The following is an 11,499-nucleotide window of genomic DNA, read 5'->3' on the forward strand; positions in this document are numbered from 1 at the left end:
TATATCAGTCACACCGATAATGTTATTGCTTTCCGGAAGGAGCCATGTCCGTTGTTTATATACGGTTCTTTTGGCTTTGTCCGGCTCCTGTTCCTTTATACTTGTTCTTTGCGGCGTTGAATTTGTAGCGCAAGGTGAGAGTTACCTGTCGGAACTGGGTTATATAATCGCTCATAGTGCGTATTCCGCTGTATATCAATATGTCCGCATCGTCGGTTTCCAAAAGGTTGTTGGCTTGCAGCTGCATGCTCAGCCGGTTATTGAAGAATGCTTTGTATAGAGCCAGCGACACATTGCACGCATCTTTTTGCAGGTATATGTTCTGGTTGTGGCCGCAGGTGGTGTAAACGGCGTTTATATCAAGCAGTATACCGGCAGGCAGCGAGAAGTTGTTGCGCCAGACAAATGTACCGACAGGGTTGTTCAGTGACTTTATGCCGTTGTGGGTTTTGATGGAGAACCACTGCTTGTAGAGCTCTGCCGTGAACTGCGGTTTCCACAGCCCGATGGTGGGCGCCACTGTCAGTGATGCCGTCATGCGGTCGTAGGATTCGGTGTTTACCACTTTCATCAACGAGATGGTGGGATTCTCTTCCGAATAGTTTTCTGATATCTGTATCATGTCATCTTTCACGCGGCTGTATCCCACGGAGACATTCAGCCATTGGTAAGAGGCAGCCAGTAATATGTTTTGCGTCATGGTCGGAGTTAGGAAAGGGTTTCCTGTCTGATAAGTATAGCGGTTGGCATAATAAGTACTATTCCGCAGGTTGTCATAAGAAGGGCGGGTGATGTCTCCTGCATAACTGAGCTGCACTTGTGTCTTTCCGATGGGGAAGTTGATGTTCAGCGAAGGGAAAATGTTATCGAACTTACGGCTTTGTACATCTATGTGTTTGCCTTTCTCGTAATAGTCGAAGCCTACGTGTTCGTATCGGATGCCTGCCTGTATGCTTACGTTGCCGAAGGAACGGGTGTAGTCTGCAAACATGGAGGCGGCTCCTTCCTTTATCTCGCTGTCGTCATTGGCAAGGATACCTTCCGGATTGAGATAAAGGTTGGTGCGCTTGGTATGAGAGTATTCACCTCCGAACGATAAGTTCCCTTGCCACAGAGGATGTGAGAGTACCAACTTGGCAGCATAAAGCGTGTTGTTGTTTTCGTTCAGGGTATTGATATGGTTTTCATTGTGTTCGTTAATGATTTCCGTTGTGTTTTGTATCTCTTTGGTAGGGCTCCATAGGCCGTCGGCGTTGAAGTCGATATTCCAGTTGCCTGCCTGTCCGTTGTAGTAATAGTTCAGGTTGTGAGTGGTGGAAGGGTTGTGGATAATCATTTGGCTGGAGCTGTTCTCGTAAGGTTGGTTGTCGCACAACACTTGTGTGAGATACCGCCAGTCTTCATGGGTAGACATGTAACGGTCTATGTTGTAGCGTATTCCCATCGAATGTTTTTCATTGAACTGATAGCTCATGGCGAGCGTGCCTTCTATGTTGCTGCGTTTTGTCTTGGCGTATGTGGCATCCATCTTTTGTTGCCATAACTTGTCCAAATAGGTGTCAATGACAATCTGTTGGTTGTTCCCGCCTCGCAATTTGCCGCCGAATAAAGTGCCGGAAAGGTCGAAACCGTTTTTCCGGTAGTTGAAGTTGAACTGGTCATAGATGGTCCAGCCATACGTGCGGCGGTTGCGAGTCACGAGCCGGTTGTCGAAACCGAATCCTTCGCCTTGTGCCTTTTTGGTGAGGATACGGACAACGGCTTTTACGGAAGCGTCGTAGCGTGCTCCCGGGTTGCGTACCACTTCCACGCTCTTTACGTTGTCCGAAGAGAGTTGTTCCAGCTCCGAGCTGCTTCTCACTTTTCTTCCGTTGATGTAGACTTCCGCTGTTCCTCTTCCGAATACATTCACTGCTCCTTCTTCAGCCGAGATACCCGGTATCTTGTCGAGCAGGTCGTTGCCTGTACCGGACTTTTCCAATACGCTGCCCGCAACTGTAGTCACCATCGCATCGCCTTTCAGACGCATTTTGGGTAAGTCGGCTTTTACGGTTACTTCACCCAGTTGGTGTGTGTCTGCTGTCAGTCGGACAATCCCCATGTCGGCAGGATTCACCGGTCTGTATATGGTGGTGTATCCGATAGAGGAAATGCGTACTATCTGAGGTTGTGCTGTTGCACTCAGGCTGAATGTTCCGTCGTCTCCGCTTATTGTTCCGCTGACAAAGGCAGAGTCGGGGAGTGATAGCAGTACTACATTGGCGTATGGCATCGGTTCGTTTTTTTCATCTACTAATTTCCCACTGACTGTTTGTGCTGAAAGACCGGTGATGATACTTTGGCAGGCAAGTAGCAAGTATATAATATAAAATGTTTTCATAGTATTAAATGTGTGTTTTATTGTTTTTTTATACGTTTTTTTGGTATGCGATACGTGGACTGCCGTTGTGTGTATAGATAATTCCGCATTCCTCGAAACCGTTTTTCTTCAAGATGTTTTGCATTACATAGTTGTCATGATGTGTGTCTACGCGTATGTTGTGATGCTGCTCAAAGCACCATCGGATGCATTGGTCTGCAATTCCTTTCTCTTTCCCGTTGGAGGCCATGCGGTGAATCACACCGTATGGGGCATCATTCAGCCATTTGCCATTATCGATAACCGCGTAGGTAGGGTCTTCTCCGACAATGAAACAGAAGGTTCCTACCGTCTCTCCCTGCTCATTCTCGCATATGTAGCTGTGTCCGTCGGCTATTTCGCGGCGGATGTATTCCTCAGAGGGATAGCCGTTTATCCATTGGTTGGGATTGCCGTGCTCTTGCATAAACTTGCGTGCATAGTCATACATGGCCATTACCGGCTCCAGGTCATTGAGGGTTGTTTTTCTGATTCTCATGCTTTCTTGGTTTATATCGTGTTAAGATTAGCAATTCATTCTGTATACATTGGTCTCTTTCTGTTCAAATCCCATTGTCTGATACAGCTTGTTGGCGGCTGTCCGTTTAGGGTTGGAGGTCAGCATCAGCGCGGGGATGCCTTGCGATTTCACGAAATCGATGGCGTGGCGCACCAACATCTTACTGAGTCCTTTTCCGCGATAAGCTTCGTCTATCACCACATCTTCTATCCATGCTTTTCCGCCGGTGGGGGAATGATAGATTCCGACGGTCAGCATTCCTGCCACCGCTTTGTCATCCAGCAGGAAGAAGAGATGGCTGTTCGCTGACGCGAGTGTATGCCTGAAGGCTTCTTCTGTAAGTTGTATGGGTCGGGTAGTCAGTTGAGTCAGGAATTTCCGGGTGGCTTCCAGATATTCCGGCTTGTATTCCAGTATTTCGATGATTTGAGTCATAAATAAGTCGGTTTTATGTCTATATATAATAAGGTGTAGCCTGCTTTAGGTCCGCGCTTTGAAGACCGGTGCTATTTTTTGTATCTCCGATTCGAAACCGAACCAATAACCATGTTCCGTGTCGGTGCTTACAGGCAGGAAGCAGAGGCGTAGTTCGGGTTTATAGTTGCCATAGATCACTTCCCAATGTTCGGGTGGAATTTGCCGCTTGGTTTTCACGTGTTCTGCCGGAAGTTTCTTGAGTGACATGCCTGCTTCTATCCATGCTATGGAGGCTTGTGTCCGATAGTCGGGATAATATTGTTTGCAATATTCATATAGAACTAATCCGCGTCTCTCCAGACTCATGGGTTGGTCAATGAGATTGGCTTCTGTCAGATAAGCCAGAAATCTATATAGAAAACGCCTGTCGTTCAGTATGAGTTCCCGTGTCAGTTCCTGCCACGCGGGAGTATTATAGAAGGCATCGAGCAAGCGGGACAGTCTGCGTGCTGTTTGCAGTTCGCCTACACTGATTTCTCCGGTTTGCAATACTTCATAAGGCGGAAGGGGAGAGTAGCGGATACCTAATTCGTCTGCCCGGTGGCGCATCTCTGTTCCGGGCAATAGCTTAAGAGATTCCAATTGGATTTCTCCGGCGCGATATCCCGCAAGGGTATATATGTCTTCAAATATTTCATCCAAGCGATAAAGCGGGAGTCCGGCAATCAGGTCGGCATGGGTTTCCATATTGGATAGTGAGCACAGGAATTTCAATCCTTCCAATGCATCGGAGAGTTTGCCTATTCTTCGGCTTTTCTCTAAAACGGGTTCACGCAGACTTTGAATACCGGCTTCCAGATGAAGGAGTCCTGCCGGTAATTGTCGCAATTCTTTTTTTAGCTCTTCAGACAACAGGGCGGGATGAATTTCCAGATGGAAGCAGATGTCGGGTGAGAACTCCAGAAAAAGTCGGAGAAGTTCTTTGGCGCGGCGCGGATTATAGTTGAAGGTGCGGTCGAGCACACGTACATTCTTGATGCCGTGGCTGTGAATGATTTGCAGTCTGTGGCGTATGCTTTCGATGGACAGTGTGCGCACCGGTTTTTCTCCTCCGCTTACGCAAAAGGCGCAAGTATTGAAGCAACCGCGTGTGGTCTCCAACTGGACAAAAGGTTTGCTCCAATTAAAGAAACGGCTTTCTTCGGGAGGAACGAGGCCGGAAAAGTTCAGTACGCGGGCTAAACCGTTGTCTTTATATTCTTTTTCGGCGGTCAGATAGCAGAGCCCCGGAATGGTGTTCCACTTCTCAGGCTGTTTCCGGCATGCCAGCCATTGCGGAAACGCTTCTTCTCCCTCTCCTCTGAATACACAGTCGACAAAAGGATTCTTACGCAGAAACTCTTCATTATCTCCCAAAAACTCGGGACCGCCCAAAATGAGACAGGCATCCGGCAGTAATGCCTTTACGCGGGAAGTGATATGCATCAGTTGTTCGTGATTGAACAGCCAGGCGGTGGCTGCAAGTATGTCGGGCCGGCGGCGATAGATTTCATCGACAATCATCCCTACATTTTCATTGATGGTAGCGGATACTATATCCCATTCCACAGAGGTGTCTGAAGCCATTTGTGCATGCAAGGCAGGGAGTGCCAGTGAAGAGTGAGCATACGAACAGTTGAGGTCTATCCAGAGAATCTTCATTCTTAATATTGTTTTCTGTTTGCAAAGATAGCTTTTTTTTTATATCTTGCCTGTGTTTTTAAATAAATACCGTTATGATTAGAAGGGTAGAATTACAAGATGCTAAAGCGATTGCGGCTATTTATAATGAGTATGTAATACATAGTGTGGTTACATTTGATATTGAGCCTGTGCGCGAAGAGGATATGCGTGGTCGGATAGCCGGGATTTCGGCTCATTATCCTTATTTTGTTTGTGAATCAGACGGAAAAGTTGTGGGGTATTGCTATGCTCATCCCTGGAAACAGCGTGTGGCCTACGGACATACGCTGGAGACAACTGTTTACCTTCTTCCCGATTGTGTTGGGAAAGGTATGGGAACCCAACTCATGATGCGTTTGATAGAAGAATGCCGGAGGGAGGGTTACCATGCACTGATAGCTTGTCTGACGGAACCGAATGAAGACAGTACTTCTTTACATACTAAGCTGGGATTTCAAAAAGTATCTCATTTTAAGGAGGTTGGACTGAAGTTCGGGCGTTGGCTTGATGTCAGCGATTATGAACTTATCTTATAATCAGTGAACATTTCTATCCAAAAAGGGTTATAGCCATTAAACCTAAAAAAACTGACTATGACTCAAATTAATATTAAAAGGGTATATGAGACTCCTTCGTCCAATGACGGTTATCGGGTATTGGTCGACCGTCTTTGGCCCAGAGGCATGAAACGGGAGTATCTGAAATACGATTATTGGGCAAAAGAACTGACTCCTTCCAATGATTTGCGTAAATGGTTTCATGCTGATGTCGAAAAAAGATGGGGAGCCTTTGCTGATATGTACCAAAAGGAACTGGAACGCTCACTGCTGTTAAAACGTTCATTGATAGGATAAAACCTTATGAAAAGGTTACACTCCTTTATGCTTCGAAGAATCAGGAGCAGAATCATGCGCGTGTATTGGCGCAATATTTAAGCACACTTTTTTAGTTTTTGTGCAAAAAAAAGCTAACTTTGCGACCGTTTTAGGTAAAAAGAAGGATTATGATACAAAAGGTTCTAATCGCCAATCGTGGCGAGATAGCCGTACGTGTAATGCGTTCCTGTAAGGAAATGGGCATTCGCACTGTGGCTGTTTTTTCGGAAGCCGACCGCACAGCGCGGCACGTAATGTATGCAGATGAAGCCTGTCTGATAGGCCCTGCCGCTTCCAAGGATAGTTATCTGAATATAGATAATATTATCAAAGCTGCCAAGCAGCATCATGCCGATGCCATTCATCCCGGCTATGGCTTCTTATCCGAGAATGCAGACTTTGCCCGCCGTTGTAAGGAAGAAGGTATTATTTTTATCGGTCCGGCTGCCGAGACAATGGAGGCGATGGGCGATAAGATTGCTGCCCGTAAACGTATGATTGCAGCCGGTGTACCAGTCGTTCCCGGAACGGAACAGCCGTTACAGAGTGCTGAGGAAGCAGTCCGCATTTGCAATGAGATTGGTTATCCTGTGATGTTGAAGGCTTCAATGGGCGGTGGCGGAAAGGGTATGCGTCTTATTCATAATGAAAATGAGGTAGTGGAAGCTTATAATACTGCCCGTTCGGAATCCATGTCGTCTTTTGGAGATGATACTGTTTATCTGGAGAAGTTTGTGGAAGAACCTCACCATATCGAATTTCAAATTCTGGGTGATAATCATGGCAATGTAGTTCATCTGTTCGACCGCGAATGTTCTGTTCAGCGTCGTAACCAGAAAATAGTGGAAGAAAGTCCTTCACCGTTTCTTACTCCCGAACTTCGTAAGGAGATGGGAGAAAAGGCAGTTGCCGCAGCCAAGGCAGTGAACTATTCGGGTGCAGGAACCATTGAGTTTCTGGTGGACAAGAACCGTAACTTCTATTTCCTTGAAATGAATACCCGCCTTCAGGTGGAACATCCTATTACGGAGGAGGTAGTTGGTGTGGACTTGGTAAAGGAACAAATCCGTATTGCCAATGATGAGGTGTTGCATCTCAGACAGGAAGAGCTGTTTCAGCGCGGCCACGCCATCGAATGCCGTATCTGTGCCGAGGACACGGAAAACAATTTCATGCCTTCGCCGGGTATTATCAAGCAGCTTACTGAACCAAACGGTATCGGTGTCCGTATAGACAGCTATGTGTACGAAGGGTATGAGATACCTATTTATTACGATCCCATGATCGGTAAGTTGATTGTGTGGGCCACCACCCGTCAATATGCCATCGAGCGTATGCGCCGAGTGCTTTATGAATATAAAATTACCGGACTGAAGACTAATCTCAGTTATTTGAAACGTATCATGCATACGCCCGACTTTGTAAAAGGCGAATATAATACGTTGTTTATCGAGAAGAATTCCCGTATGCTGTTGCGCAGTAATGGCAACAACGAAGAAATCGAGAATATTGCCATGATTGCCTCTTACATCGATTATCTGATGAATCTGGAAGAAAACAAGAGTTCACAGTTGCCCGACGGTCGTCCCATCAGCCGTTGGCGTGAGTTCGGTTTGCAGAAGGGAGTATTACGCATCTAAACAAACGGAAAAGAAATATGGAAATACATATAGGAGACCGCATCGCCGATGTAACTTTGGTGAGCAAAGAGGGTAATAAGGTACAGTTCCTTATCGATGGAAAACCATACGATGTGGATATTGTGATGGCTGAGAACGGAAGTTGCTCCATTCTTCACGATGGCAATTCGTTTAATGCCGAGTTGATTCGCGGTGAAGGTGGTAAGAGTTATGACGTGAATATGTTTTATCGCTCTTATCACGTAGATATTGTGGATACGCAGACCAAGTACTTGCGCATGAAGAAGGGTGGAGAAGAGAAACAAGACGATCGGATTATTGCACCCATGCCGGGTAAGGTCGTTAAAATCCCCGTTCAAAAGGGAGACCGCCTTAGTGCGGGAGACATCGTGGTAGTGCTGGAAGCCATGAAGATGCAGAGCAACTACAAAGTAAGTTCGGATTGTGTCGTAAAGGATATTCTGGTGCAGGAGGGCGATGCCGTCAATGCCAATCAGGAGTTGATAATATTGGATATCATAAAAGAAGACTGAAAGAACCATGACAAGAGAAGAAATATACAGCCGGTTTGAGGAACTGGACAAAAAGGCATCGCTGGGTGGCGGTGTGGACAAGATAGAGAAGCAGCATGCACAGGGTAAGATGACTGCCCGCGAACGTATTGAAATGCTCCTTGACAAAGGTACGTTCAATGAATTGGACAAGTTGGTGAACCACCGTTGCACCAATTTCGGTATGGATAAAAAACAGATTGCCGGAGATGGAATGGTGACAGGTTACGGAAAGATAGACGGCCGCCTGGTTTTTGTGTATGCTTACGACTTCACCGCACACGGTGGTTCGCTGAGTGAAACCAATGCAGCCAAGATTGTCAAGGTGCAGGAACTTGCCCTGAAGAACGGTGCGCCTGTTATTGCACTGAACGATTCGGGCGGTGCCCGTATTCAGGAAGGTGTGAACAGTCTTGCCGGTTATGCGTCTATCTTCTATCAGAACACCATCGCTTCGGGTGTTATTCCTCAGATTTCTGCCATCTTGGGTCCTTGTGCGGGTGGTGCCTGCTACTCTCCGGCACTGACCGACTTTATCTTTATGGTGAAAGAGCAAAGCCACATGTTTATTACCGGTCCCGATGTGGTAAAGACGGTGACCAATGAAGAGGTAGGAAAAGAAGAACTGGGTGGCGCTTATACTCACAGTTCCAAGAGTGGTGTCACTCACTTTATGTGTAATAATGAAGAGGAAGCTCTGATGAGTATTCGCGAGTTGTTGAGCTTCTTGCCTTCCAACAATATGGAGGATGCTCCCCTTGCCCCCTGTACGGATGATATTCATCGCCAGGTAGAAGCACTTCAGACCGTTATTCCCGAAGACCCCAATATGCCTTACGACATCAAAGATATTATCGAACCGGTGCTGGACAACCAGTACTTTTTCGAAGTAATGCCTCATTTTGCCAAGAACGTGGTAGTGGGATTCGGTCGTTTGGGAGGTCGTTCGGTGGGTATCGTTGCCAACCAGCCCGCTTACCTTGCCGGTGTGCTCGATATCGACGCCAGTGACAAGGCTGCTCGCTTCATCCGTTTCTGCGACTGTTTCAATATTCCTTTGATTACTTTTGAGGATGTTCCCGGTTTTCTTCCCGGTACGGTGCAGGAGCACAACGGTATTATTCGCCACGGTGCGAAAATCGTGTATGCATACGCTGAGGCCACAGTTCCCAAAGTAACCCTGATTACCCGTAAGGCATACGGTGGAGCCTATATCGTCATGTCCAGCAAGCCGACAGGTGCTGATGTGAATCTGGCTTATCCACAGGCGGAAATTGCAGTGATGGGTGCCGAGGGTGCAGTAAACATCCTGTATCGTAAATCGACTCCCGAAGAGAAGCAGGAGATAATAAAGGAGTATGAGAATAAGTTCTCCAACCCTTACCGTGCAGCCGAACGCGGTTTGATTGATGAAGTAATTATGCCGCGTGATACAAGATATAAACTGGCTCAGGCTTTGGATATGTGTCACAACAAAAACCAAAGTAATCCTCCCAAAAAGCATGGCAATATGCCGTTGTAATGAAAGTGCCTTCTTTTATACTTTAAATTCTTATCAATTTGATGGATTAATTTGAAAGACAAACGCTTATGGAAGTTCTGAAAAGTCTAAGGTAACGATTTGGAGATTGTGCTAATTTCAGTACTTTACAGTCTCATACTTATGAACAACTTTTATAGGACAAAGATACTATTTTTTTTGAATAAGAGAATAATTTCACAGGAAAAATAGAAATTTTATGGGGAAGTGTTCTGATAGCATGTCGTTGTAGATTGTAGGGAGGGGATGTAAAACGGCAGGCACATAGAATTTCCGATATTCAGAAAGCCGTATTCCCAAAATAGAGATTATTTTTGAAAGAATCACATAATCCGCTAAGAATAAAAGTTTATGCGGATCATCAAAAAACGAGGTAACGAGTTGGCAACCGTTCTGGTTTCTACATACTTGCATCAATTGCGTTGATGTGCAACTCACTTTATGTAAAGGTACGATTTTTTACGGAACATGCAAAACACCTTTGATTTTTCTTTTTTAGCAACCGTCAAAAACAATCTTTCGGTTTCATATCCCGGTCACAAAGGCGGTACAGTCTCTTTATGAAAAGTAAACAAAGGTCAGGCAGGATTGAAACAGACTGTTACGAGAACAGTCAGAAAAGGATTGCATACAGGAATTACAGTCTGATACCGGGCAGGGGACGACTTTGTGCCAAAGTCCAAAAAGAGGTTCTTTTTCCAGACGGCAAACTCCCTCACCTCTAAAAAACAGTCTGTGGCTGGCGCACGCAAACGTCCAGCCTTTATGCGGACAGTCTTAATGCCCGCAGCCTGTACAAGTGCGTAAAAAACAGGTAAATGGAATCTTCATCCGCTTCCCCGCGCCTTGCCGACACTCCTATATTCCCGTTCCAACACCTGCTCGATCTCGCTCCTCTTGTACAAGACCTTGCCACCAAGTACATAGTAAGGCAGCGTGCCGTTGCTCCGATACTCGCCCAATGTCCTGCGGCTGACTTTCAGCATACACGCCACCTCACTGTCGCACAGGTACACGTCTTCTTTTGGCGGAACCGCGCCATCTCCGAAAATGCCGTCAATCATCGCCGACAGCCGGTCGATACGCTCGTGGATGGACTGCATCCACGCATCGTCTTTCGTTTTCAATTCATTAAACATTATATAGATTAATTTGTTATATGACTCATTTTGTGACTGATTCTGAAGTTGTGTAATCCACAAGCAATAAGAATCACCATATCTTCGAAACCGAATTTATGGCATCTGAATCGTTCTTTGACAATACGGCATTTTTTCATACCACCTATGGCATGCTCCACTTTAATCCTAACTCCGGAAATCCGCTTGTTCTCTTGTTTTTCAACACAAGTAAGCTCTTTCCCTTTAGGTTTCTTTTTGGGCATGCATATTTCAACTCCATCCGGTTTGTGTCCGATGAAACCTGTATCCTGCCAGAGCCTAATACCTTTGGGAAGTAGAAGAGGTTCTTCATCACAAATCTTTTTGTCATGGACATGACCTTTGTATGTGGAGCTCAACCATACAATCCGAAGATTGTTAGTACATAACAGGTTATTCTTTATGCTATGAGTTTTTTTTACCACTATAGCATGCAGACTGCCAGTCTTCATCCAAAGGACGCTGAATAGGTCGCTCGGTTCCGTCCAACAAGACTTCTTCGCACCCTTGAAGAATGTGTATCAGACGTTTGGAGTTACGGTCAGGCAATTCACCAAGCGTTTTCAATGTACGCCGGAGAATCTCAGAAAGAAGGTGAATCCATCTATTGGCCTGGGGCTGGGTCATCTCAAACTGAATAGCATGGAGTTCCTGAAGGGGATTGATCTTCAGATAT

At 46.0% G+C, this 11,499-nt stretch carries 10 protein-coding genes and 2 pseudogenes; 5 read left to right on the forward strand and 7 right to left on the reverse strand.

Annotation, left to right across the window (positions count from 1 at the left end; all coding sequences use genetic code 11):
• Positions 1-55: 55 nt before the first annotated feature.
• Genes HMPREF1534_RS01670 through HMPREF1534_RS01655 form a run of 4 tightly spaced genes read right to left on the reverse strand, consistent with a single transcriptional unit; the run spans position 56 to position 5,036 of the window.
• A complete protein-coding gene (locus tag HMPREF1534_RS01670) occupies positions 56-2,380 on the reverse strand; it encodes an outer membrane beta-barrel family protein (RefSeq protein ID WP_005944394.1) in 2,325 nt (774 codons plus the stop codon).
• A 28-nt stretch (positions 2,381-2,408) separates the two neighbouring features.
• Positions 2,409-2,897: a GNAT family N-acetyltransferase gene (locus HMPREF1534_RS01665; protein ID WP_005944396.1), complete on the reverse strand. Its 489-nt coding sequence runs from the start codon at positions 2,895-2,897 to the stop codon at positions 2,409-2,411.
• 27 nt (positions 2,898-2,924) lie between these two features.
• Positions 2,925-3,353, reverse strand: a complete 429-nt coding sequence (locus HMPREF1534_RS01660; protein WP_005944400.1) for a GNAT family N-acetyltransferase — start codon at positions 3,351-3,353, stop codon at positions 2,925-2,927.
• A gap of 45 nt (positions 3,354-3,398) precedes the next feature.
• A complete protein-coding gene (locus HMPREF1534_RS01655; protein WP_005944403.1) occupies positions 3,399-5,036 on the reverse strand; it encodes a B12-binding domain-containing radical SAM protein in 1,638 nt (545 codons plus the stop codon).
• A 74-nt stretch (positions 5,037-5,110) separates the two neighbouring features.
• Between HMPREF1534_RS01655 and HMPREF1534_RS01650 the strand changes: the two genes are divergently transcribed.
• The 5 genes and pseudogenes from HMPREF1534_RS01650 to HMPREF1534_RS01635 all read left to right on the forward strand — a co-directional run bounded on the left by HMPREF1534_RS01650 (position 5,111) and on the right by HMPREF1534_RS01635 (position 9,645).
• A complete protein-coding gene (locus HMPREF1534_RS01650) occupies positions 5,111-5,593 on the forward strand; it encodes a GNAT family N-acetyltransferase (RefSeq protein WP_005944405.1) in 483 nt (160 codons plus the stop codon).
• 57 nt (positions 5,594-5,650) lie between these two features.
• A pseudogene (locus tag HMPREF1534_RS0119380) lies at positions 5,651-6,006 on the forward strand (DUF488 domain-containing protein).
• Positions 6,007-6,060: 54 nt separating this feature from the next.
• Positions 6,061-7,572 carry an acetyl-CoA carboxylase biotin carboxylase subunit gene (gene accC, locus HMPREF1534_RS01645; RefSeq protein ID WP_005944410.1) on the forward strand — a complete coding sequence of 504 codons (1,512 nt, stop codon included), beginning with the start codon at positions 6,061-6,063 and terminating at the stop codon, positions 7,570-7,572.
• Between the two features lie 17 nt (positions 7,573-7,589).
• A complete protein-coding gene (locus HMPREF1534_RS01640) occupies positions 7,590-8,105 on the forward strand; it encodes an acyl-CoA carboxylase biotin carboxyl carrier protein subunit (protein WP_005944412.1) in 516 nt (171 codons plus the stop codon).
• Between the two features lie 7 nt (positions 8,106-8,112).
• Positions 8,113-9,645, forward strand: coding sequence for an acyl-CoA carboxylase subunit beta (locus tag HMPREF1534_RS01635; RefSeq protein ID WP_005944414.1), 1,533 nt, complete (start codon positions 8,113-8,115; stop codon positions 9,643-9,645).
• Between the two features lie 845 nt (positions 9,646-10,490).
• On the opposite strand, the gene HMPREF1534_RS01630 is transcribed toward HMPREF1534_RS01635, so the two are convergent.
• The 3 genes and pseudogenes from HMPREF1534_RS01630 to HMPREF1534_RS01620 form a co-directional block, all read right to left on the reverse strand.
• Positions 10,491-10,802, reverse strand: a complete 312-nt coding sequence (locus HMPREF1534_RS01630; protein WP_004295270.1) for a helix-turn-helix domain-containing protein — start codon at positions 10,800-10,802, stop codon at positions 10,491-10,493.
• A gap of 8 nt (positions 10,803-10,810) precedes the next feature.
• Positions 10,811-11,275: an IS5 family transposase gene (locus tag HMPREF1534_RS21425; protein ID WP_005650024.1), complete on the reverse strand. Its 465-nt coding sequence runs from the start codon at positions 11,273-11,275 to the stop codon at positions 10,811-10,813.
• Positions 11,229-11,499 (reverse strand): annotated as a pseudogene (locus tag HMPREF1534_RS01620) (transposase family protein); the annotation flags it as partial. The pseudogene HMPREF1534_RS01620 and the gene HMPREF1534_RS21425, both read right to left, overlap by 47 nt.

Source organism: Phocaeicola massiliensis B84634 = Timone 84634 = DSM 17679 = JCM 13223, assembly GCF_000382445.1.
Classification (GTDB): domain Bacteria; phylum Bacteroidota; class Bacteroidia; order Bacteroidales; family Bacteroidaceae; genus Phocaeicola; species Phocaeicola massiliensis.

Bases quoted from the DNA above. Each gene is read 5' to 3' on its own strand.
- HMPREF1534_RS01660 (WP_005944400.1), bottom strand. From the start codon at position 3,353: ATGACTCAAATCATCGAAATACTGGAATACAAGCCGGAATATCTGGAA.
- HMPREF1534_RS21425 (WP_005650024.1), bottom strand. From the start codon at position 11,275: ATGAAGACTGGCAGTCTGCATGCTATAGTGGTAAAAAAAACTCATAGC.
- HMPREF1534_RS01640 (WP_005944412.1), top strand. From the start codon at position 7,590: ATGGAAATACATATAGGAGACCGCATCGCCGATGTAACTTTGGTGAGC.
- HMPREF1534_RS01670 (WP_005944394.1), bottom strand. From the start codon at position 2,380: ATGAAAACATTTTATATTATATACTTGCTACTTGCCTGCCAAAGTATC.
- HMPREF1534_RS01655 (WP_005944403.1), bottom strand. From the start codon at position 5,036: ATGAAGATTCTCTGGATAGACCTCAACTGTTCGTATGCTCACTCTTCA.
- HMPREF1534_RS01635 (WP_005944414.1), top strand. From the start codon at position 8,113: ATGACAAGAGAAGAAATATACAGCCGGTTTGAGGAACTGGACAAAAAG.
- accC (WP_005944410.1), top strand. From the start codon at position 6,061: ATGATACAAAAGGTTCTAATCGCCAATCGTGGCGAGATAGCCGTACGT.
- HMPREF1534_RS01630 (WP_004295270.1), bottom strand. From the start codon at position 10,802: ATGTTTAATGAATTGAAAACGAAAGACGATGCGTGGATGCAGTCCATC.
- HMPREF1534_RS01665 (WP_005944396.1), bottom strand. From the start codon at position 2,897: ATGAGAATCAGAAAAACAACCCTCAATGACCTGGAGCCGGTAATGGCC.
- HMPREF1534_RS01650 (WP_005944405.1), top strand. From the start codon at position 5,111: ATGATTAGAAGGGTAGAATTACAAGATGCTAAAGCGATTGCGGCTATT.